Annotated in this window: 17 protein-coding genes; 8 read left to right on the top strand and 9 right to left on the bottom strand. The window is 75.3% G+C overall.

All coding sequences use genetic code 11. From position 1 onward, the window contains the following. The first annotated feature begins 3 nt into the window (after positions 1–3). Positions 4–831: a DMT family transporter gene (locus OHQ87_RS09300; RefSeq protein WP_328346898.1), complete on the top strand. Its 828-nt coding sequence runs from the start codon at positions 4–6 to the stop codon at positions 829–831. A gap of 99 nt (positions 832–930) precedes the next feature. Here OHQ87_RS09300 and OHQ87_RS09295 read toward each other — a convergent pair whose 3' ends face one another. The 6 genes from OHQ87_RS09295 to OHQ87_RS09270 form a co-directional block, all read right to left on the bottom strand. Then, on the bottom strand, positions 931–3,051 hold the full coding sequence (locus tag OHQ87_RS09295; protein ID WP_328346896.1) for a transporter substrate-binding domain-containing protein: 2,121 nt from the start codon (positions 3,049–3,051) through the stop codon (positions 931–933). A gap of 276 nt (positions 3,052–3,327) precedes the next feature. Continuing rightward, on the bottom strand, positions 3,328–6,414 hold the full coding sequence (locus tag OHQ87_RS09290; RefSeq protein ID WP_328346894.1) for a M48 family metalloprotease: 3,087 nt from the start codon (positions 6,412–6,414) through the stop codon (positions 3,328–3,330). Beyond that, positions 6,411–6,992 (bottom strand): hypothetical protein, encoded by a 582-nt coding sequence (locus tag OHQ87_RS09285; RefSeq protein ID WP_328346891.1) that lies wholly within the window; start codon positions 6,990–6,992, stop codon positions 6,411–6,413. The genes OHQ87_RS09290 and OHQ87_RS09285 overlap by 4 nt, the downstream gene beginning before the upstream one ends. A 104-nt stretch (positions 6,993–7,096) precedes the next feature. Continuing rightward, entirely contained in the window at positions 7,097–8,119 is a 1,023-nt protein-coding gene (locus tag OHQ87_RS09280; protein WP_328346889.1) for a quinone oxidoreductase family protein, read from the bottom strand. Continuing rightward, a complete protein-coding gene (locus OHQ87_RS09275; protein ID WP_328346887.1) occupies positions 8,119–8,481 on the bottom strand; it encodes a hypothetical protein in 363 nt (120 codons plus the stop codon). Before OHQ87_RS09275 ends, OHQ87_RS09280 begins: the two co-directional genes overlap by 1 nt. Then, a complete protein-coding gene (locus OHQ87_RS09270) occupies positions 8,478–8,987 on the bottom strand; it encodes a hypothetical protein (protein ID WP_328348785.1) in 510 nt (169 codons plus the stop codon). The genes OHQ87_RS09275 and OHQ87_RS09270 overlap by 4 nt, the downstream gene beginning before the upstream one ends. 26 nt (positions 8,988–9,013) lie before the next feature. Between OHQ87_RS09270 and OHQ87_RS09265 the strand changes: the two genes are divergently transcribed. Then, positions 9,014–9,184, top strand: coding sequence for a hypothetical protein (locus OHQ87_RS09265; RefSeq protein WP_328346885.1), 171 nt, complete (start codon positions 9,014–9,016; stop codon positions 9,182–9,184). A 150-nt stretch (positions 9,185–9,334) separates the two neighbouring features. Here OHQ87_RS09265 and OHQ87_RS09260 read toward each other — a convergent pair whose 3' ends face one another. After that, entirely contained in the window at positions 9,335–9,985 is a 651-nt protein-coding gene (locus OHQ87_RS09260) for a TetR/AcrR family transcriptional regulator (RefSeq protein WP_328346883.1), read from the bottom strand. Between the two features lie 162 nt (positions 9,986–10,147). Between OHQ87_RS09260 and OHQ87_RS09255 the strand changes: the two genes are divergently transcribed. From OHQ87_RS09255 to OHQ87_RS09240, 4 genes are all read left to right on the top strand, one after another. Continuing rightward, entirely contained in the window at positions 10,148–11,314 is a 1,167-nt protein-coding gene (locus OHQ87_RS09255; RefSeq protein ID WP_328346881.1) for an acyl-CoA dehydrogenase family protein, read from the top strand. Further along, entirely contained in the window at positions 11,304–12,443 is a 1,140-nt protein-coding gene (locus tag OHQ87_RS09250; RefSeq protein ID WP_328346879.1) for a CaiB/BaiF CoA transferase family protein, read from the top strand. Before OHQ87_RS09255 ends, OHQ87_RS09250 begins: the two co-directional genes overlap by 11 nt. Before the next feature lie 140 nt (positions 12,444–12,583). Further along, a complete protein-coding gene (locus tag OHQ87_RS09245; RefSeq protein ID WP_328346877.1) occupies positions 12,584–13,561 on the top strand; it encodes an ATP-binding cassette domain-containing protein in 978 nt (325 codons plus the stop codon). After that, positions 13,558–14,385 carry an ABC transporter permease gene (locus tag OHQ87_RS09240; RefSeq protein WP_328346874.1) on the top strand — a complete coding sequence of 276 codons (828 nt, stop codon included), beginning with the start codon at positions 13,558–13,560 and terminating at the stop codon, positions 14,383–14,385. Before OHQ87_RS09245 ends, OHQ87_RS09240 begins: the two co-directional genes overlap by 4 nt. On the opposite strand, the gene OHQ87_RS09235 is transcribed toward OHQ87_RS09240, so the two are convergent. Both OHQ87_RS09235 and OHQ87_RS09230 read right to left on the bottom strand, forming a co-directional pair. Continuing rightward, positions 14,345–17,581 (bottom strand): BTAD domain-containing putative transcriptional regulator, encoded by a 3,237-nt coding sequence (locus OHQ87_RS09235; RefSeq protein ID WP_328346872.1) that lies wholly within the window; start codon positions 17,579–17,581, stop codon positions 14,345–14,347. The genes OHQ87_RS09240 and OHQ87_RS09235 overlap by 41 nt on opposite strands. A 45-nt stretch (positions 17,582–17,626) precedes the next feature. Next, on the bottom strand, positions 17,627–18,772 hold the full coding sequence (locus OHQ87_RS09230; protein ID WP_328346870.1) for a hypothetical protein: 1,146 nt from the start codon (positions 18,770–18,772) through the stop codon (positions 17,627–17,629). 183 nt (positions 18,773–18,955) lie between these two features. Between OHQ87_RS09230 and OHQ87_RS09225 the strand changes: the two genes are divergently transcribed. After that, on the top strand, positions 18,956–20,689 hold the full coding sequence (locus OHQ87_RS09225; RefSeq protein WP_442930722.1) for an ABC transporter ATP-binding protein: 1,734 nt from the start codon (positions 18,956–18,958) through the stop codon (positions 20,687–20,689). Next, positions 20,686–22,419, top strand: coding sequence for an ABC transporter ATP-binding protein (locus OHQ87_RS09220; RefSeq protein WP_328346868.1), 1,734 nt, complete (start codon positions 20,686–20,688; stop codon positions 22,417–22,419). The genes OHQ87_RS09225 and OHQ87_RS09220 overlap by 4 nt, the downstream gene beginning before the upstream one ends. The last annotated feature ends 48 nt before the right edge of the window (positions 22,420–22,467 follow it).

Genomic DNA, 22,467 nt, shown 5'->3' with positions numbered 1-22,467 from the left:
GCGGTGCTGGCCGCACTCGTGGCGGCGTTCGCCTTCGCCCTGTCCACCACGCTGCACCAGCGGGCGGCGAAGCGGCAGCAGCGGCGGCAGGCGCTCGACCTGCGGCTGTTGTCGCGGCTGCTGAGGACCCGGCTGTGGCAGGTCGGTTGGGTTCCGGACCTCGTCGGGGTGACCGCCCAGGCCCTGGCCCTGCGGTACGGCCCGCTCACCCTCGTGCAGCCGCTGCTGGCCAGCGGGCTCTTCATGGCCATCCTGATCGAGGCCGGCTGGAACCGGCAGCCGGTGCACCGACGGGACCTCGCCGCCACCCTGGTGGGCACCGTCGGTCTGGTCACCTTCCTGGCCGTCGCCGACCCCCGGGCCGGCGTGACCGAGCCGAGCGCCCCGGCGTGGTGGTGGGTGGCGGCCGGCACCGGCGCGACGGTGGCCGGTTGCCTGCTCGTCGCCCGCCGGGTGAACGACGCGACCCGGGGTGCCCTGCTCGGGGTCGCCGCCGGGGTCCTCTACGGGATGGCCGCCGCGCTGCTCAAGTCGGTGGCCGCCCGGTGGCACGGCGACCCGGTCGCACTGCTCGCCGACCCACGGCTGTGGGCGTTGACGGTGGTGGGTCTGCTCGGCGTGCAGGTGAACCAGGTCGCGTTCCAGAACGGCCGGCTCGCCGCCCCACTTGTCGCGTTGACCCTGGCCGAGCCGGTCACCGCGGTGGCCGTCGGAGCCACCGCGTTCCGGGAGACCCTGTCGCTGAGCGGGGCCCGGCTGCCGCTCGTCGTCGCTGCCGTCGTCGCCCTCGTGGTGGGTGTCCGGCTCGGCGCGTCCCGGGCCGGACGGTGAGCGCCCGGCGGGCCGTCGCGGCGCAGCCGAACCGCCGTGAACAGCCGAACCGCCGTGAACAGCCGAACCGCCGTGAACAGCCGTCGCCGCGTACCGCGCCTAGCCGTCGGCGCGCAGCAGACAGCGCGGGTCCTGCACGGTCGTCGGCCGTTGCTTGCGGGCCAGCGCCTTGAGCAGTGACTCCCGCAGCGGCAGTCCGAACACCTCGACCGAGTCGCCCGGCAGGTCGATCAGGCTGGGGCAGGACACCCGGGACCTGATCTCGTCGTTGGCGACGATCTCCACCCCGCCCAGGTCGGACAGCAGCGTGGTCGACTCGTCGTCGACCGACACGACGTACCCGCGCAACTGGCGTGTCGGCGGATCGGCCACCGCCGCGGTGTCCGGGTCGGCGGCCGGCGACCCGGACGGGGTGGGGGTGGGCTTCGCCACCGTCGGAACGGCCACCTGGATCGCGGTGGACGGCAGGATCGGCGTGGTCACCACCGCGTGCAGCACACCCGACACGAGTACCGCGGTCAGCACGGCGGCGGCCTGGACGAAGGCGGTCACCTGGCCGGGACGCAGCGGCGCGTCGGCACCGGTGAGCAGCAGCGCGACCGGCCAACCGGCGATCAGGGCGAGCACCACCTCGCCCCTGGCGAACGCCGCACCGGCGATCGTGGCGCAGAGCAGCAGCAGGCCCGCCACGGCCACGGCGCGTCCCGGCCGAGGTCCACCGGCCCGCCCGCCGGGCCCCGGTCGACCGACGACACACAGCGCCAATGCCCAGGCCGGGGCGAACACCAGCGGGGTGCTGGCGGCGGCGGCCAGGATACTGCCCCAGACCACCCAACCCGGTGCCCGGTCCGTCCAGCGGGCCACCGGGTACCGGGCACGCAGCCGCTGCCGGTCGGCGTCGTCGACCGCCGCGCCGAGCACCACCGCGCCGATGGCGAAGACCAGGGCGGGTACGGCGGGGAAGACCCACACGACGGAGAGGCTGACCGTGGCGAGGAAGGTGATCGGGTTGATGCTCTGGGCCAGCATCAGGGTGAACTGACGGTCACCGCCGGACTGGATCCACAGATACAGCGCGGACACCGCGACCGGCACACCGACAAGCAGCGACCACGCCCCCGGTGTGGACGCTGCGGGAGCGGCCCCGTTCGACGCCGGCTCACCCGCCGGGGCGCGCCCGAGGGCGACCGGTCGACGGGTGACCACCCGCCCCGACCTCCGGCGACGTCGGCGATGCGCCACCGTCCGGCTCCGGCGGGACGGCCCCGCCACGACGGGCGGTACCGCCGCAGGCAGGCCGACGACCCCTCCGGTGCCGTTCTGCCCGTCGCTCGCGCCGCGCAGCAGCCGACCCGTCACGTACGGCTGCGCAGCGGTGTAGCCCGCCTGGCGCAGGGTGGCGTCCATCGCCACCTGCCAGGCCCCGGACGTCTTCTTCCGCAGGCTGGCCACCAGGAACGAGTCGACCAGGGCCTTCAGCGCGGGATCGCCACGGGCCACCCCGATGCCGTACATCTGCGTGATCGGGGTGCCGTCGAACGGGACCAGCTTCCACCCCGGGTCCGCGGCCCAGACCAGGCCACGCAGCAGGATCTCGTCACCGGCGACCGCGTCGGCCCGGCCGACGCGCACGGCGGCGAGGCAGCGCTGCAGATCCGGGGCAAGGAGGATCCGGTGCTCCAGCCGGGCGGCCTCGGCCTCGGCTGTTGACCCCGACACCACGCACAGCCGCCCCGGTCCGGACCGGGGCGGCCAGGTGGTACGGGTCGCCACCTTGGTGTGGCCGACCAGGTAGGGGCCGGCGAACTCGACGACCCGTTGCCGCTCCGCGGTGATCGCCAGGCCGGCGAGGACGACGTCGACCCGACCCGAGGTCAACGCGGCCAGCCGTTCCGTCGGCTCCAGCGGCACGAAGTCGGGGGTCACCCCGATCGACCGGGCCAGGAAGGTGGCCAGGCTGGCCTCGAAACCGGTGAACCGGTTGTCGCCGACGGGTGTGCTCAGCAGCGGTTGGTCGGCGAACACGCCCACCCGCAGGTCGCGGCCAGCGATCGAGGACCGCCGCAGGTAGTCCGCGACGGTGGGGCTCTTCAGCGCGCCCTGGTTGAACGCGGCGGTCGAGACGGCCACCAGCGCCAGGGCGAGGAACGGGCCGATCCCGCGCCACGGGGCCGTGCGGGGACGCGCCCGGCCGGGCGACCGGCGGACGTGCAGGCGCATGGCACCATCCCGGCGGGTGACGTGCGGCAGCGGACCGGCCGCGATCGGTCCTCCGAGCGCATCGGAGTCGGTGATCAGACCACCAGTCGGTCGGCCCCGGACGCATCCCCCGGTCGGCCAGCACGGCTGTCGGCAACCGGACCCGGCCCGTCGGGTCCTCCTCCCCCGGCGATCGCCCACCGCCCCCGGGTGCGCTCGTGGCGGTCGGGAGCGGTGCTGCGGCAGGTGGCGGGGCACCGACCGACCGGCCGGGTGGCCGGTCCGGCGGGCTGCCGGTCAGGGACGGTCGAGGGCATCGACCACGGTGGTCGCCACGTCGGTGAGCAGCCGCTCGTCCAGTGGCTCCACCACCGCGACCACGGACACGGTGACCAGGTTGTGCCCCACCCGCACCAGGACGAAAGCGGTCGCGCCGGTGATCCGGCTCCGGCCGCTGCCGACAGCCAGGGCGTAGTCGACCCGCCAGGACTGCTCGCCCAGCGCCGGGGCGGGCCGCCCCCCGACGGAGAACCGCACTCCGCCGCCGGTGAACCGGTGACAGGCGGCCCGGGCGGTCTCGGCGGCGGCGAACACAGCCCCGGAGACCGGCTCGGCGTAGGAGGTGACGCCGACCGCCACCGTGGTCGAGGCGACACCGATCCGGCCGGGCGGGGTCGCGTACCTGGTCTCGGCACGGGCCCGCTCCCCCGGCCGGAGCTGGTCGAGGTACCGGTCCCCGGCCAGAGGGGCACACGCGGCGGGCTCGACCCGATCGTCGCCGGCGGGGGTGACCGGTCGGGACACCCAGGACGCCGGCAGCGCCGACCGGGCCGCACGGGCAGCAGTCCGCGCCTCGGCGGCGGTGAGCCGTCGTCCCGCGACGGGCAGCGGGCCGGACACCGTCGGGCCAGCGTCGGACGGCCGGCCGGACGCTGCCACGGTCGGCGGCACCGGTGCGGCCGGGATGGACCGGGGGACGGACGGTGGGCCGACCGTGGGCAGCGGGACCCGGGTGCCGGGCACCCCCGGCCCGAGCACCAGCATGGTCAGCGTCAGCATGGCCAGCACCACCGCCGGCAGCACCAGCCGGGCCGGCAACGCCCACCGGCGGCGACCGGCCCGGCGCACCCGGGGCAGCAGCAGGACCGGCACACCGAGGGCGGTCAGGTACAGCAACCCGACCAGCGGGTTGCCCACGGTCAGCCGGAACGCCGACCCGTCGGCGGACCGTCCGGCCAGCACCGCATCCAGGTACTGCACCAGCGCGGACCCCAGGGTCGTCGCCACCGCGGCGAGCAACGCCCGGCCGAGCCGATCCGACCGTGCCCGGGACACCGACCGACCCTCAGCGGTCGAGCCGGGGTCGGATCCGGTCGCAGGTCCGGACCGGTTCGCGGTCGCGAACTCGGTCGCAGGTGCAGACCCGGGCGCGGTCGCAGGCTTCGATCCGGTCGCGGTCGCCAGCAGGACGATGCCACCGGCGAGTGCGGTGAGCAGCCACCGGGCCTGCGCGTCACCCACCGCCTCGTCGAGGGTGCCGGGTGGTGCGAGCCGGAGCTGCCCGACCGCACCACCGGCGCAGACCAGCACGGCGACCGCGACCACCCGGGCCCGCGTCGAGCGGACCACCCGGCGGGCCAGGGCGCGGACGTCGCGCCCACCGTGTCCGGCGACGGCCAGGGCGCGCAGGGCGAGCAACGCCGGCAGTCCGAGGGCGGGCAGCAGCCAGCCGGTGGCGGGCAGTTCGTAGGCCAGCCAGCTCCGCACCAGGCCGGGATCGTGCCACACCGGCGGGAGTCCCGGCACCGGCCACAGCACCGCGACCGTGACACCCAGGGCGGTCACGTGCCCGGCGAACCACCATCGGGTACAAGGTGGGGCCCGGTCGGCCAGGGCCGTCGCGACGAGTACGCAGAACCCGACCGCGCCCGCGCCGAGCGCCGCGGTCACCACGGCGAAGACCAGGCTCGCGGCCGGCCCCTGGTCGAGGAAGAGGTCCGTACCGCCGGGCGACGGCAGCCAGGTGGTGCCGAGGGTGGCCCCGAACAGGCCGATGCCCGTGCCGGTGACCGGTCGCCACCAGCCGACCGCCACCCCGGACCGGTGGGCCGTGGCCGCCCGGCGCAGCAGCGACGGCAGCAGCCCGCCGACGATCAGCACCGCGCCCACCCAGACGTCGACCAGCCGGGGCAGCCAGCCCAGCGCCGGGTAGTGCCCGTTCATGACGAGTTCGTGGGCGGCGGCCATGGTCGCCACCGTCACCACGCCGACCGCCACCCCCTGGGTCAGCTCACCGGCCCGCCGACTCGCCGGCTCCCGCAGCGACCTGATCCGTTCCTCGGCTGTCGGATGCCTGGCGAAGACTCCCCGCAGCAGGGACGGCACCCGCCGGGCCGGCGGGTTGCCGCCGACGCCCGACCGCAACAGGGCGCTCAGTCCCCCCGCGTCACGTCGTGCCGCATGCCGGTCCGCCGCCCGTTCGCGCGCCCGCAGCAGTGCCGCCGCCAGCACGGCGACCAGGCCGGCCAGTAGTCCGGCCCGCAGGAACGCACCGGCGACGATCGCATTCGGTCCGAATGCGCCGACCTCCAGCAGGCCGCCGACGGCGACCGCTGGCAGCGGCAGCCAGACCAGGGCACGGACGGCGGCCACCCAGGTCACGTCCCGGGCCCGCACGTGGGCCAGCTCGTGCCGCACCACCGGGTCGAACCGTCGAGGGTCCCGGTACGCCACGGCGAGCCCGACCGGGAGCACCACGACCGGTCGCCGGCCGACGAGCCCGACGGTGAATGCCTGCCGGACCGGTGGACCGGCGATCAACAGGCGCGGCCGGTCCCGGCCGGTCAGCCCCTCGGCGGCGCAGAGCGCGGTGAACCGCTGCACCGCTGCGCCGACGGTGAAGCGGTTGCGGTGACGGCGAAGTCGCCACAGGTCCACCGCCGGCACCGCCACCAGCAGCACCACCGCGCAGGCCAGCACGATGACGACCGCGACGAGCAGCACCAGTGCCCGCTCTCGGGCGGGTGCGGCCAGGCAGTCGGTGAACCCCGGCGGCACCGGATTCGTGGCGGTCGCCCCGGACGCCCGCTCGCAGTCGCCGAAGGCCACCACCCAGGGCAGGCTGAGCAACCGGTCGGCGAGGAAGTACAGGTCTCCCGCGCCGACCCCGACCGCAACGAGGGCCGCCACCACGAGCAGGTACCACCAGCCCAACCGGTCCGGTGCGGCATCGAAGTCCCCGGAAAGCGGGTCGGCCGGTCCGGTGCCATCGGGGTCGACCGGCGCCGACCCGCCGCCGGTGGATCCCGCAACGGGTGCAGCGGCGTGGACGGTTGCGGTCGTCCCGGCCGGGTCGGGTCGGCGGGTGTCGGCCGGGTCGGTCATCGGTCGTCCGGGACGACCGCCGCGCCGATGGTGGCGTCGGCGAGCAGGTCGGCCGCCTCCGGAGACAGACCCAGCGCGAGCGCGTGCCGCCGGCACGCCTCGTGCAACCGGGCCGCCTGCTCGGCGGTCAGCTCCAGTCGCCCCTCCGGTCCCGGCGCCCCGGTGCGCGGAAGGGCCGACGTGGCGGCGACCCCCCGCCCGGCGGACGACGTGGCGTCCTGGTCGCCGGAGGGTGGGGTCGGCGGTGACGCGGTGAGCGACGCCGGGTCGGCCGGTCGGCGGTGACGTCGCCAACCGGCCCGGATCCCCGCCCCGATACCGGTCGCCCCGAGGACGAGCACCTCGCTGGTGGCGGCAGCCACCGCCTGGAGGAACAGCTCGCTTACCAGGGAGATGTCGATGCCGAACCCGACCGCGCTGCCTGGTGCCCCCGACGGGCGGGCGGGAGGGGCGGTGCCGGCCCGCCAGTCGGCAGCGACCGCGTCGAAGACCTCCAGTTCCTCGGGGGCCTGCCGGGTCACGGCCGTCCGGGCGGCGTCGACGACGAAAAAGGCGACCTGCGGGGGAAGATCGAGCACCGTCTCATCTTCGCGCCGACGGGCAAGCCGACAGCAGCCCTCGGTCAGAAATCGGTCAGCCGCCGACGGGAACCGCGGCCGGCCCGGGCGGGCGCGCGGGCGGATCAGTACGGTGGTGGCACCAGCACGATGCGGCCGGCGGTGGTGCCGGCGCGCTGGTCGGCCCAGGCCGCCGCCGCCTCGGCCAGCGGTCGTACCTGGTGGGTGACGGTCAACCGGCCGGCGGCGGCGTGCCCGGCCACCACGGCGATCGCCGTCGCGCGTTCGGCGGCGGTCAACTCGCTGTTGGTGTAGCCCAGGATGCGCAACGACCCACCGCGCAGGGTCGCCGAGTCGATCGTGGCGGTCGGTGCCGCCGATCCACCGAGGTTGACCAACCGGCCACCCGGGGCCAGGGCGCGCAGGGCCGCTGCCGCCGGCACCCCGAACAGAGGGTCCAGCACCAGGTCGACCGGGCCGTCGGCGGCGTGCCGGAAACGCCGGGCGAGGGTCTCCGGCTCGTCGGCGGCGGTGAGCCGGACCACCGCGTCCGCGCCCGAGCGGCGGGCGGAGTAGACGGCGGCGTCGGACCGGCAGGCCGCGACCACCCGTCCCGCCCCGGCGAGCCGGGCGAGCTGCACCGCCGCCTGGCCGACGGTGCCACCGGCCGCCAGTACCAGCACCACCTCCCCGGGACGCAGGCCACCCCGCAGGGTCAGCGCCGCCCAGGCGGCGACCGCCGAGAGCCCGAGGGCCGCCACCAGGCGGTGGTCCACGCCGTCGGGCAGGGGCACCGGATCGGCTGCGGGCACCACCGCGTACCCGGCCAGGCTGCCGTCGCCGGGGGCCAGGCCCGCCCGGGTCGGGAACCAGACCGGGGTGCCGTCGTCCAGGGTGCCCACACCCTGCACCCCGGGGACGTACGGCAGCGCCGGGGCGCCCAGGTAGGAGGTGCCCGAGGCGCAGAGCAGGTCCAGCGGGGTCAGCGGCGCGGCGGTGACCCGTACCCGCACCTCGCCCTCGGCCGGGACCGGGCGGGGGCGCTCGACCACGACGGGCGGCGCGCCGTGACCGGTGACGACGACGGCGGGCATCAGCGCGGCGGCGGGTTCCCCGGCGGCCGGCCCGGTGTCGGGTGCGGCGGCCATCAGGTGGCGATGTCCGGGTAGGGCAGCGAGAAGTGGGCCAGCCGCAGGCCGTACTCCTTCTGGTAGGCCATCGGCTCGGTGTGGTCCCGCTCGAACATGGCGATGAACAGGGTCAACGTCAGGAACGGGTGGGCGCCGAGGGCGAAGAGCCGGACGTGGTCGTGGGCGACAAGCGCGTCGCGTTCCTCGTCGGTGAAGCGCAGCCAGGTGCTCGCCTCACCGGTGTGGCAGTTCAGCACGGCGTTGGCGCGTTCGGCCTCCCACCAGGTCACCGTGGCGCGCGGGTCGGTGCGGTAGCGCTCGACCAGCTCCGGGTCGCGGTCGACTGTGTAGAGGAACTTGTCGACCAGGTAGCGGCTCATGCCGGCGCTCCGTTCGGGTACCAGGTGAAGTACGCCTCCATGGTGTGGAACAGGTCCAGGGTGTCCACGTGGTCGGCCTTGGCGCCCGCGCCGGCCACCCCCATCATCAGCATGAAGTCCATGAACCCGTGGGTGGCGTTGCCGGGTGCGTGCAGGCTGTCCAGGGTCACCTCGGACAGGCAGCCGTCCAGGTCGCCGTTGGCGATCCACTCCACCGCCCGGCGGTCGAACTCCGGGTCGGGGCCCTGCGGGCCGAACTGGCGGGGCCCGCCCAGCTCCAGCGACAGGTGGCCGGTGCCGATCACGGCCACCCGCAGGTGGCTGGGCCAGCTCTCGACGATCTCCCGGATCGCCGCGCCGAGCTGCACGAACCGCTTCGGCTGCGGCAGCGGCGGGGCGAAGATGTTGGTGTAGATCGGCACGATCGGCAGGTCCGCCTCGGGCCGCAGGGTGATGATCGGACAGGTGATGCTGTGGTCGATCCGCAGCTCGTTGCTGAAGGCCAGGTCGAAACCGGCGTCCAGGCCGGGTGGTGGCCGCCCTCAACGTCACCGTGCACGCCGCGGAGACCTCGCTGGAGCGGCTCACCGACGAGCACCTGCCGCGCCTGCTGCGGACCGCCGCCGCGATCAGTCAGGACTGGGCCCGGCTCGACACCGTGCCGATGGCCGTGCAGCGGCCCACCACGCCCGCCCCGGGCTGAGCCGCCCGGCCGGGGCGGTCCCGGCCGGGCGCACCCGGGCCCGGTGGGGATCGCGCCCGGGTTCCCCGCCGGCCCGCGTCGAGCTGCACCGATGCGGCGACCACACCGCCGCAGGCACGCGACGTCGCCGCGCGGTGACCAGGTGGACGGTCAGGCCGAAGGTGGCCGGCCCGGGGCGGGGTGACGGCCGGCGATGGCGGGGAAGACCTGCTCCACGATGGTCAGCAGGGTGGCGGTCAACAGCAGGTGCACCTGGGCCCGGTCCAGGGTGCCCCGCTGGAGCCACTCCCGGGCGGTCGAGGTGGCCAGCCCGCCGTACGCCCGGATCATGCCGCGCAGCTCCGCGCGATGGGCGGTCACGTCGGCCAACCCCACGGCGACGAGCACACTGTCGGCCGCGACCTCCTCGGCCTCCGTCAGGACCAGGGCGACGTCGGGGTCGTGGCCCATCCCCCCGGCGGTCACCGCGGCCAGCCAGGAGGTGCGGTGCCGGGAGACCACGTCGAGGAACCAGGTGACGCTGGCGTCGACCCGGGTCCGCAGGTCACCGGCGGGCAGCCGCGCGACGGCCACCTCGGGGACGGTCACCATCACCCGGACGACCTCCAGGTAGAGCTGCTTCTTGGTGCCGAAGTAGTGGTTGACCAGGCCCCGGGCCACCCCGGCCGCGCGGGCGATGTCGGTGGTCGACACGTCCGGGTAGGGGCGCGCACCGAAGAGCCGGACCGCGCAGGCGAGGATCTGCCCCCGCCGGGCGTCGGGTTCCAGGCGTCGTCGCCGGAATTCCGTGTCGAGACTCACCCGCCGAACCCTATCGGCCGGTGAACGGGGCTCACCTCGGGTCGGCGGCCGGTCCCGCCAGCCGGGCGGTCGCGGTGTCGAGGGTGAAGCCGGGCCGGGTCCGACGCCGGTCGACGATCACGCCTTGTTGACACATCGCCAACACGGCCTGAGGGTGTATCCATGCCGACGCCTGGACTCGCCGACTACACCTCGCCGTGGTGCGCGCCCGAGCACCACGACCTCGCCGAGTTGGCCCGCGACTTCTTCACCAGCGAGGTGCTGCCGCACACCGAACGGTTGCTGGCGCAGGGCCACCCGGACCGCGACCACTACCGCCGCGCGGGCGAGCTGGGCCTGCTCGGCCTCTCCGTCCCCGAGGAGTACGGCGGCGGAGGCGGCGGCTTCAGCCACGAGGCGGTCCTGCTGCACGAGCAGGCACACGTCGGGGAGAGCACCCTCGGCCTCGGCGTGCACAGCGGCATCGTCACCGGCTACCTGGTCGCCTACGGCAGCGCGGAACAGAAACGGCGCTGGTTGCCCGGGCTGTGCCGCGGCGAGCTGATCGGGGCGATCGCGATGACCGAGCCCGACGGTGGCTCCGACCTCCAGGCGATCCGGACCCGGGCGGTCCGCGACGGCGACGACTACCTGGTCACCGGGGCCAAGACCTTCATCAGCAACGGTGGCCTCGCCGACCTGGTCGTCGTGGCCGTCAAGACCGACCCGCAGCAGCGGGCCGCCGGCATCTCCCTGCTGGTCTGCGAGGTGGGCGGCGGCCCGGACGGCTTCCGGCGGGGCCGGCTGCTGTCCAAGATCGGGCTGCACGGCAACGACACCGCCGAGCTGTTCTTCGACGGCCTGCGGGTGCCGGCGACGAACCTGCTCGGCGGGGCCGAGGGTCTCGGCTTCGCCCAGATGATGCGGCAGCTGCCCCAGGAACGCCTGGTCATCGGCGTCGGCGCGGTCGCGGCGATGCAGCGGGCGGTGGAGCTGACCACGGCGTACGTCAAGGAACGCACCGCCTTCGGCAAGCCGCTGATCGACCACCAGAACACCCGGATGGTGCTGGCCGAGTGTGCCACCCGGACCCGGGTCAGCCGGGTCTTCCTGGACGACTGCATCAGTCGGCACGACCGGGGCGAGCTGGGCGTGGCCACCGCGGCGATGGCGAAGGCCTGGCTCACCGAGGGGCAGTGCGAGATCGTCGACCGCTGCCTGCAGCTGTTCGGCGGTTACGGGTACACCACCGAGTACCCGATCGCCCGGATGTACGCCGACGCCCGGGTGCAGAAGATCTACGGCGGCACCAACGAGATCATGAAGGAGCTGATCGCCCGTGCCCTCTGACCGCGAACCCCCCGGCACCGGGCCGCTGGCCGGGGTACGGGTGGTGGAGCTGGCCAGTCTGGCACCGGCGCCGTTCGGCTGCCTGGTGCTGGCCGACCTCGGCGCCGACGTGGTGCGGGTCGACCGGCCGGACGGCCCCGGCCCGGGACGGCTGGCCGCCCCGACGACCGGGCCGCTGCACCGGGGCCGGCGGGTCACCGCGCTGGACCTGAAGTCCCCCGCCGGGGTGGCCGACCTGTTGCGTCTGGTCGAGCGAGCCGACGTGCTGGTCGAGGCGTACCGGCCGGGGGTGGCCGAGCGGCTCGGCTTCGGCCCGCAGGCCTGCCGGGAGCGCAACCCCCGACTGGTGTACGCCCGGCTGACCGGCTGGGGCCAGGACGGCCCGCTGGCCGCCCGCGCCGGGCACGACATCGACTACATCGCGGTGGCCGGTGCGCTGGAGCCGCTGGGCCGCCCCGGCGAACGCCCGCACGCCCCGCTGAACCTGCTCGGCGACTTCGCCGGGGGCGGGATGCTGCTCGTCACCGGCGTGCTGGCCGCGCTGCTGGAACGGGAACGCTCCGGCCTCGGCCAGGTGGTCGACGCCGCGATGGTCGACGGGTCGGCGCTGCTCACCGCGTTCCTGCACGGGATGATCGCCGCCGGCCGGTGGTCCGCGCCGCGCGGCGGCAACCTGCTCGACGGTGGTGCCCCGTTCTACGACACCTACCGCACCGCCGACGACCGGTTCGTGGCGGTGGGCGCGCTGGAGCCGGCGTTCTACGCCGCGCTGCTGGCCGGGCTGGGTCTGGCCGACGACCCGGAGCTGCCCGCCCAGTACGACCCGGGCGGCTGGCCGGAGCTGCGCCGCCGGTTCACCGCCCGGTTCGCCGCGCGCACCCGCGACGAGTGGACGGCGGTCTTCGCCGACCTCGACGCGTGTGTCGCACCGGTGCTCGCCCCCACCGAGGCGCACCGCCACCCGCACAACGCCGCCCGGGGCACGTTCGTACGGGTGGGGGGCGAGGTCCAGCCGGCGCCGGCACCCCGGTTCGGGCGGACACCGGCGCCCCCGCCCCGCCCCGCTCCGGACCCGGGGGATCCGCTGGACGTCGCCACGGTCATCGACGGCTGGCCCACCCTCCCCTGACATCGCCCGGCGGTGGTGCGCGCCTCGACGATCAGCCGCTGCTGACCGTCCCGACACCGGGATCGCCCCGACACCGGGATGTCAGCCGGTGTCGGCCGCGTGTCGGCGTGGTGTCAGCCGGCCGGCGCACGCTTCCCGGCATGACAACTGAGCTGATGATCGAGGCCGAGGGTCTGGTCAAGACCTTCGGGCGCACCCGGGCGCTGCGAGGGGTGGACCTCGCCGTACCCCGGGGGACGGTGCTCGGGGTCCTCGGCCCCAACGGGGCCGGCAAGACCACCGCCGTACGCATCCTGTCCACGCTGCTGACCCCGGATGCCGGCACCGCCCGGATCCACGGCCTCGACGTGGTACGCCAGGCCGAACGGGTCCGGCAGTCCATCGGCCTCACCGGCCAGTACGCCTCGGTCGACGAGGACCTGACCGGGCGGCAGAACCTGGAGCTGTTCGGCACCCTGCTGGAGCTCGGTCGGGCCGGTGCCCGGCGGCGGGCCACCGAACTGCTCGAGTGGTTCGACCTGACCGCCGCCGCGCACCGACCGGCCAAGACCTACTCCGGGGGCATGCGGCGGCGGTTGGACCTGGCCGCCAGCCTGGTCGGCTCGCCGGAGGTGATCTTCCTGGACGAGCCGACGACCGGCCTCGACCCGGCCAAGCGCGAGGACATGTGGGACGTGGTCCGCTCACTGGTCGCCGACGGGGCGACCGTGCTGCTCACCACCCAGTACCTGGAGGAGGCCGACGCGCTCGCCGACGCGATCACGGTGATCGACCACGGCCGGGTCATCGCGCACGACACCCCGGACGGGCTCAAGCGGGTCGTCGGCGGGCAGACCCTGGAGGTCCGGCCGACCGATCCGGCGCAGCTGGCCCCGACGGCGGCGATCCTGTCCCAGGTGGGCTCCGGCGCACCCGCCGACGAGATCCGCCGGGGCGTGCTCGCGGTGCCGGTAGCCGACGACTCCGCGTTGACCGAGAGCGTGGCCCGGTTGGCCACCGCCGGCATCGCGGTCACCGAACTGTCCCTGCACCTGCCGAGCCTCGACGAGGTCTTCTTCACCCTCACCGGCCGCACCGCGGCCGACGACGACACCACCCGTACGGAGGTCGCCGCATGAGCACCCTGACCGGTATCCCGCCGAGGACCAGCCCGAAGCTGTCCACGGTGGCGGCGAACCCCCGGCCGCTGCGGCTGCTGCGACACTCGCTGGCCCTGGCCAAGCGCAGCCTGATCAAGACCTGGCGTACCCCCGAGGCGCTGATCGACGTCACCCTGCAACCGGCGCTCTTCCTGGTCATCTTCGTGTACGTCTTCGGTGGCGCGGTCGCCGGCTCCACCCACGACTACCTCCAGTTCCTGCTGCCCGGCATCCTGGCGCAGACCATCGCCACCGGCTGCATCGCGATCGGGGTGAACCTCAACGCCGACATCGCCAAGGGCATCTTCGACAGGTTCCGGTCACTGCCCGTCCCCCGTTCCGCACCACTTGTCGGCGCGGTGCTGGGCGACGTGGTGCGGTACGTGATCGTCACCGGGTCCACCCTCGCGATCGGCTACGTGATGGGCTTCCGGGTCGAGTCCGGCCCGCTGCGGGCGGTCGCCGGCTGCCTGCTCGCGGTGGTGTTCGCGCTCTGCCTGAGCTGGCTGCCGGTCTTCGTGTCCATGAAGGTGCGTACGCCGGGCGCGGTGCAGGGACTGATGTTCGCGCTGATCATGCCGCTGAGCTTCGCGTCCAACGTGTTCGTCGGGGCCGGCACCCTGCCGGGCTGGATGCAGGCCGTGGTGGCCGTCAACCCGTTGACCCACCTGGTGACGGCGATGCGCGGACTGTTCCTCGGCACCCCGGTCGGCAACCACGTGTGGTGGACGCTGCTCTGGTGCGCCGGCTTCGTGGCGGTGTTCATGCCACTGGCGCTGCGGGCGTACCGTCGGAAGGTCTGACCAGGCCGAGCAGGTCGTCCATCAGCTCGTGGATGCGGGTGGCGGCCAGCCCGGGTTGGCGGGCCCGCCAACCGGCCAGCAACGGTTCCCGCCACTGCTCGTCCCCGAGCGCGGCGGTGAGCCGTTCGCCGGTGCCGGGCGGGAAGAACGTCGTCGAGTTGCTGCCCAGCCGGACGCCGAGCACGAACAACTCCCGCGCGGTCTCGACGTCGTCGCGGCAGGCGGCGAGCTCGGCGCCGCCCAACGCCCACGTCCCGATCACCGGCAGGTCCCGGGAGGACACCGCCTCGACGCCGGCCTGGGCCAGCAACCCGACCGCCCGGACGTCGGCGGTACGCCGGGCGGTCGGCCACACCTGGGCGACCCGCAGGTGGAACACCGCCACCGCGACCCGCAGCACCACCCGGGGCTGCGGCGGCGAACCGGTCCATCCGGCCAGCGCCCTGGTCACCGCGTCGGCGTGTTCCAGCGCCTCGGCGTACCGGCCGCGTCGCCAGGCGAGCTGGGCCAGCCCGAGGCACGCCTGGGCGGTGTCCAGCTCCTCGCCCTGGCCCGGTGTCGCGGTCTCCCCCAGTCGTTGCTCGGCCGCCGGGTCTCCGGCCAGGGCGAGCTGCACGTCCAGCAGCACCCGGATCGACCGGGAATCCTGGGTGGCGCCGATCAGGTCCATGTGGTGCACGCTGCGGGCCAGCCACTCGATGGCCCGGTCACCGTCGGGCGCGGTCAGCGCGTGCCCGACGGCCTGCGCCGCCATCCCCATCCCCCAGTGGTCGCCGGCCGCCTCGAACCGCTGGTACGCCTGCTCGGCGTCGGCCACGGACTCCTCCGGCAGGCCACCGCTGTCCCGGGCCGCCGCCCGGGCGAACAGGCCGAACCCCTGCACGTACGGGTCCGGGTGGGCGATCAACACCGCGGCTCCCGGCAGGACGTGGTCCGGATCGAGCTGGTCGAAGGCAGCCAACGCCGAGGCGAGCGCGGTCAGCCGGGAGGAGACCTCCCGGGGCCGCTCCGCCAGGAGCCGGCGCAGGGCCCGCCGGGCGAGCACGGCGAGCCGGAGCGGGCCGCTGATGCCGGCGTTGACCGCGATCAGCAGGCAGGTCCAGGCGAGCCGGTCGGCCTCGGGCAACGGGCGACCGCTGGCCCGGCCGGACAGGATCGCCGAGCCGACCCGCCGGTCGGGATCGTCGAGGTGCAGCAGGCCCCGGGCCCACCCGGAAACCTCCAGGTGCAGGCCGCGCACGGCCCAGAGATGGAGCAGCGCGGTGGCGACGTCGACGGCGGCCGGCTCGTCGTCGTGCCCGAGCGCCCAGCGCAGGCCGGCGACGAGGTTGTCGTGCTCGGTGGCGCAGCTGGCGAACGCGTCGAGCTGACCGGGGCCGATGAACCGGTCGGCGAACCCGACCGCCTGCTCCCGGGCCCAGCCGACCAGGCCGGCCATCGCCACGTCGCGTTCACCGGCCGCGTCGAGGCGGGCCTCGCCGTACTCCCGGACGGTCTCCAGCATCCGGTAGCGGGGCGGGCCGTCCCCCTCGACCAGGGTCAGCAGGGACTGTTCGACAAGTGTCGCCAGACCACGTCGGACGGCGGCGGACCCGGCGACGGCGGACCCGGCGACGGCGGCGGCGAGGTCGGCGGTGAACGGGGCGGGGACCACCGCGACCCGTTGGAGCAGGTCCCGGTCGGCGGGCGCGAGCAACTCCCGGCTCCAGTCGACCATCGCCCACAGGCTCGCGTGCCGTTCCGGCAGGCCGCGCAGTGCGGCGTCGAGCAGCGCGAAGCGGTCGGTCAGCCCGGCGAGCACGTCGTCGATCGGCATGTGCCGCAACCGCGCGGCGGCCAGTTCGAGGGCCAGCGGCAGGTTGTCGAGCCGGTGGCACAACTCCCGCACCCGGTCGGTGTCCCAGGTGGGCACCGCGCCACCGGCGCGGGCGCGGGACTCGATCAGCGCGAGCGCGTCGGCGTCGGGCAGCACGGCCAGCCGGTGGACCCGTTCGCCGACCAGGCCCAGCGGGGCCCGGCTGGTGGCCAGCACGGCGACCTCCGTCGGGGCGACCGCGACCAGGTCCGCGACGACGGTCGCCACGGTGTCCAGGAGGTGTTCGCAGTTGTCCAGCACGACCAGGCCGTCGAGGTCCGGTGCCAGGGCGCGTAGTCGCTCCCCCGGGTCGAGCACCCGTCGTTCCAGGCCCAGCGCGCCGCCGGTCGCCGTGGTGTCCGCCCCGCCGAGGGCCGCGAGCACGGTGGGCAGCACCTCCTCGGGTGCGCGCAGGCCGGCGAGTTCGATCACCCGGGCCGGCCGTCCGGCCGCCGCCGCCCGACGGGTCACCTCGGCGGCGAGCCTGGTCTTGCCCGCGCCCCCGGTCGCCACGATGGTCACCAGGGCCGCCTCGGTGAGCGCCGCCGTCACCGTCTCGACGTCCCGTTCCCGACCGACCAGGGCGGTCGTCGGTCGTCGCCACGCGGCGGGCAGGTCGGCCCGGGGCGGAGCGGCCGGCGGTGTCGTGGCGGCCGGGCCGGTCAGCTCGCCGCGCAACAACGCCAGGTGCGCCTGGGTGATCACCGGGGACGGGTCGACGCCGTACCGGTCGGCCAGTTCGGCGCGGAGCCCTTCGACCACCTCCAGCGCCTCGGCGTCGCGTCCCTGGGCGGCGAGTACCCGGACCAGCAGCGCCGCCGACGGCTCGTCGGGCGGGGTACGCGCGACGAGCCGCCTCAGGTCGACCTCGTCGTACGGTCCCGCGCCGGCGAGGGCCACCTCGGCGCGCAGTGCGGCGACGTCGGCGAACAGCCGGGTGGTCTCGGCGGTGTCCAGCTCCGGGACCTCGGGGAACCGGGCGCGGGCCGCATCGGCGGTTCCCCGCGCCGCCGGTACGTCACCGGCACGCAGCTCGGCACGCCCCCGTTCGACCAGGGCACGGGCCCGTACCGAGTCGACGGTCACCTGGTCGAGGGGCAGCCGGTAACCCCCCGGCACAGCTACCACCGGCAGCCCGAGCCGGCGGGCCCGGGACATCAGCGCCTGCACCGCACCGGCCGCGTCGTCGGGCGGGGTGCCGTCCCACACCGCGTCCACGAGCAGCGGGATGGAGACCGCCCGGCCCCGGGCGTCGACCAGGGCGCGGACGACTGCGGCGAGCCGTTCGCCCCGGACCGGCCGCCCGTCGACGGCGAGCGGGCCGAGGATGGTGATCTGCACGGGTCCAGCATTCCTCACCCGGATGTCGGGCTGTCGCCCGTCCCGTCATCGGCGGCGGGTGCGCCGCGCCCTGCCGGCCCCGACCAGCGCCACCAGCAGTCCGGCGACGATCACCCCGACCCCGAGCAGCAACGACCGGACGCCACCGGCACCGGCACCGGAGTCGGCGGCGTCCACCGCGTCCCGCGCCGGGGTGGACGGCGACCTGTCGGCCGGTGCGGGCACGTCCGGGGATGCGGCGGGCGGGGATGCGGCGGGCGGGGAGGACACCGGTGACGCAGGTCCCGCCGGCAGGGCGTAGCGCAGGACCGTCGGCCGGGTTCCGGGGGGCTGGTCGGCGGTCTCGGAGACGGTGAGCAGCCACCGGCCGTCCCCGGAGTAGCTGACCGACTCGCCCTGCGGCTCGTCGGGCAGCGCGACGACCCGGGGCGTACCGGTGGTCAGCGCGGCCACCACGTCGCCGTCGGTGACGTCGAACTCGAACGCGTCGGCATAGGTGCGCAGCACCACCCGCCGGCCGTCCGGCGCGGTGGCCCCGCCGGTGACCAGTCGACGGCCGAAGAACGAGTACGGGTTCGCGGTCGTGGTGGCCGGCAACCGCAGCTGCCCCGCACGCGCCAACGGCACCGTCACGCCGGCCCGCAACGGCCCGGTCGGGACGTACACACCTGCCTCTCCGCCCTGCTTGGTCACCACCACCGGCCGGCCGTCCCCGTCGACCAGCAGCGCCTCCGCGTCGTGCGCGCCGTCGGGGTACGTCAACCGGTGCAGCACCGGCCGGCGGGCCCCGGGGGACAGCTTCCACAACCCCACCGTCGCGCGGGTCCGGTCGTTGTCACCGATGTCGGCCACCCAGATCGTCCCGTCCGCGCCGACCACCAGGTCCTCGGTGTCGCGGGGCCGCGACGGGTAGGCCACCGTACGCACCACCGCGCAGCGGGCGTCGAGGAAGAAGATCCGCCGCCGGGACGCCTCGTCGGAGCCGTCGTTGACCATCACGAAACCGGAGTCGGTGGCCACCATCCCGGAGATCTCGGTCAACCGCTCGTCGCGTACCTGGCACACCGGGGTCGCCGCAGCCGCCAGCGCAGGGCCCGGCAAGGCCGCCTGCGCAGGGCCCGGGACTACGGTGAGCGCGGCGAGCACGGTCGACCAGCCGGCCCGTGCGGGCGGCCATCCTCGCCTCGTCATCGATTTCTCCCCCGCCGCACCGGTGCCGGTGACCCGCCGCCGAAGATCCGCAGACAAGGAGCTTGTCCGCTCACCGTCCGCCCCGTCAACGTCTCCCCCGGGGCGATCCGCTGAGGCGTACGCCACCGCGCCGGAACACCGTACGGGCCGGTACGTGCGGCGGTCGGTGACTAGCCTGATGCGGTGCCCCCACACCTGCCCCACCCGGACCCCGGCACTCCGGACACGGCGGGGCCGCTGCGGTACATCTGGTGGCTGGTCCGCTGCCAACCGGGGCGGGTGCTGCGCGGCGCGTTCTTCGGGACGGTCTGGATGGTGGGGCTCTCGGTGCGGCCCTACCTGATCGCCCGGGCCGTCGACGACGGGCTGCGGACCGGCGACACCCGGGCGCTGCTGGGCTGGGTCGCCGCGATCGTCGCCGCCGGGGTGGCGGTGGCCTGGCTGGGCGTCATGCGGCACCGGACCATGACGTTCATCCGTGAGGACGCCAGCGCCCGTTCGGCAGCCGTGCTGCTGCGTCAGCTCGCCCGGACCGGTGCGGTGCTGCCCCGCCGGCTCGCCGCCGGTGACGTCGCCACCGTCGGCGGGTACGACATCGTGCGTACCTCCCAGGTGCTCACGATCACCGGTCCCGGGGTGGGCGCCGTGCTGGCGTACGCGGTCGCCGCCGTGGTGCTCTGGTCGATCGACCCGCTGCTGGCGCTGGTGACGCTGCTGGGGGTGCCGGCGGTCGCGCTGGCCATCGGGCCGTTGCTGCGCCGGTTGGAGCGGGCCGAGTCGGTCTACCGGCAGCAGCAGGGCGAGTTGACCACCCGGGCCGACGACATCGTGGCCGGTCTGCGGGTGCTCGCCGGGGTCGGCGGTCGGCACCTGTTCGCCCGCCGGTACGCCGCGCGGTCGCAGCGACTGCGGGCCGAGGGGTACCGGGTGGGCGCGGTACTCAGCTGGGTCGACGCGCTGACCATCGTCGTCCCCGGCGTCTTCCTCGCCGCGGTGGTGTGGCTGGCCGCCCGGATGGCCGCCGAGGGTGGGATCACCGTCGGGCAACTGGTGGCCGTCTACGGGTACGTGGCGGTGCTCGTGGTGCCGGTCTGGTTCCTGCTGGAGGGCAGCTACCAGCTGATCCAGGGGCGGGTCGCCGCCCGGCGGATCGTCGACCTGCTCCGGCTCACCCCCGACCCGGTGGGCGGCCCGGCGACCCGCGCCGCCCCGGACGGCCCGGCCGAACTGCACGACCCCGACAGCGGACTGACGGTCACCCCGGGTCGCCTGGTCGGCGTCGCCGCCGACGACCCGGCCGACGCGGTGGCCCTGGCCGACCGGCTGGGCCGCTACGTCACCAGCACGGTCACCTGGGGCGGAGTACCGCTGACCAGCGTCGGGCTCGACGAGGTACGGGCCCGGATCCTGGTCGCCGACCACGACGGGTACCTCTTCGCCGGCACGCTGCGACAGATCCTGCGTGGCCCGGACGACGCCGTCGACGACGTACGGATCGACGCGGCACTGCACGTGGCGTCGGCCCGCGACGTCGCCGAAGGGCTGCCCGACGGCCTCGACACCCCGATCGGTGACCGGGCCCGTACCCTCTCCGGCGGTCAGCGGCAACGGGTCCGGCTGGCCCGCGCCCTGGTCGCCGACCCGGAGGTGCTGATCCTGGTGGACCCGACGTCGGCGGTGGACGCGCACACCGAGGCCCGGGTGGCGCAGCGCCTGCGGCAGGCCAGGGCCGGCCGGACCACTGTCCTGCTGACCACCTCGCCGGTGTTGCTCGGCCACGCCGACACGGTCGCCCACCTGTGCGGCGGTCGGGTCACCGGCACCGGCCCGCACACCGCGCTGCTGGCCGACGACGCGGGATACCGACGGCTGGTGTCCCGCACCGGCGGGACCGACGACGAGCCGGTCGTACGATGACGAAACTCCCGGTCGCGGGCCCGGCGGTGGTCCGGCGGGCCGCCCGCGACGTGCTCGCCGGCGACCGGTGGGCGGTCGTCGGCGTGCTGGCGCTGCACGGTGCCTCCGCCCTCACCGGACTGGCAGCGCCGTGGCTGATCGGCCGGATCGTCGACGAGGTCACCGCCGGCGCCGGCACCGGCGCGGTGGACCGGTTGGCGCTCGCCATCGCCGGTTGCGTGTTGGCCCAGGGGTTGCTCGCCCGCTACGCCCAGTACGCCGGGCACCGGTTCGGTGAGCGGGCCGGGGCCCGACTGCGGGAGGACTTCGTGACCCGGCTGCTCGGCCTGCCCGTCTCCGTGGTGGAGCACGCCGGCACCGGTGACCTGGCCACCCGGGGCTCGGTGGACGTGTCCACGGTGGGCACCATGCTGCGCGACGTGGTGCCGGTGCTGGTCATCGCGGGAACCCAGCTGACGCTGCTGTTCGGCGCGGTGTTCCTGCTGGACCCGTTGCTCGGCCTGGTCGCGCTCGCCGGACTCCCGTCGATCTGGGCGGCGTCGCGCTGGTACCTGCGCCGGGCCACCCCGGCCTACCTGACCGAGGGGGCGGCGACGGCGGAGCTGACCGAGGCGCTGACCACGACCGCCGAGGGCGCGCGCACCGTCGAGGCGCTGCGGTTGGGCGATGGCCGGGTCGCCCACGGCACCGCCCGCATCGGCACGGTGTGGGCCGCCCGCCGCGCCACCCTCGCCCTGCGGTCGGTGGTCTTTCCGGTGGTGGAGGGCAGCTATCCGCTCCCGATCGCGGCCGTGCTGCTCACCGGGGGCGTCCTGCTGTCCCGGGGACGGGTCAGCCTGGGCGAGGTGGTCGCCGCCACGCTCTACCTGCAACAGGCGATCGAACCGCTGGACCGGCTTTTGCAGTGGGTGGAGCAGGCACAGCGCGGCATCGCCTCGTTCGCCCGGGTGCTCGGTGTCGGGCAGGTGCCACCCGAGCCGCGCGGCCGGTCGGCCGTGCCCGCCGGCCGGGCGGTGGAGGTGCGCGGGGTGACCTTCCGCTATGCCGGCGGCCCACAGGTGCTGCACGGCATCGACCTGACGGTCGCCCCGGGCGAACGACTGGCCGTGGTCGGCCCGTCCGGGGCGGGCAAGTCCACGCTGGCCCGGCTGCTCGCCGGGATCGACGTGCCCGGTCAGGGTGTGGTGAGCCTCGGCGGTGTCCCGGTCACCGACCTCGACCCGGCCGAGCGACGCCGCCGGATCGCCCTGGTCACCCAGGAACACCACGTCTTCATCGGCTCGCTGCGCGACAACCTGGCGTTCGCCGCGCCGGGTGTCACCGACGCCCGGATGCGGGCCGCGCTCGCCACGGTCGGCGCCGACTGGTACGCCGACCTGCCGGACGGTCTCGACACCGCGCTCGGCGACGGGGTGCGGGACCTAGGCCCGGCCGACGCCCAGCAGTTGGCGCTGGCCCGGCTCGTCCTCGCCGACCCCGACATCCTCGTTCTCGACGAGGCGACCGCCGCTCTGGACCCGACGACCGCCCGACGTACCGAACGGGCGCTCGGTGCGGTGCTGGCCGGACGGACGGTCATCGCCATCGCGCACCGGCTCAACACCGCGCACGACGCCGACCGGGTGGCGGTGCTGGAGGACGGCCGGATCACCGAGATCGGCAGGCACGACGACCTGGTCGCCGCCGACGGCGACTACGCCGCCCTCTGGCACTCCTGGCACCGCCGCTGAATCGACCCCGCCCCCCGCCCCGGACGCCCCGGCCCGGCCCGGCGCAAT

Origin of the sequence: Micromonospora sp. NBC_00421 (assembly GCF_036017915.1) — a bacterium.
GTDB lineage: Bacteria > Actinomycetota > Actinomycetes > Mycobacteriales > Micromonosporaceae > Micromonospora.
This window is presented reverse-complemented; position numbering and strand designations above follow the sequence as displayed.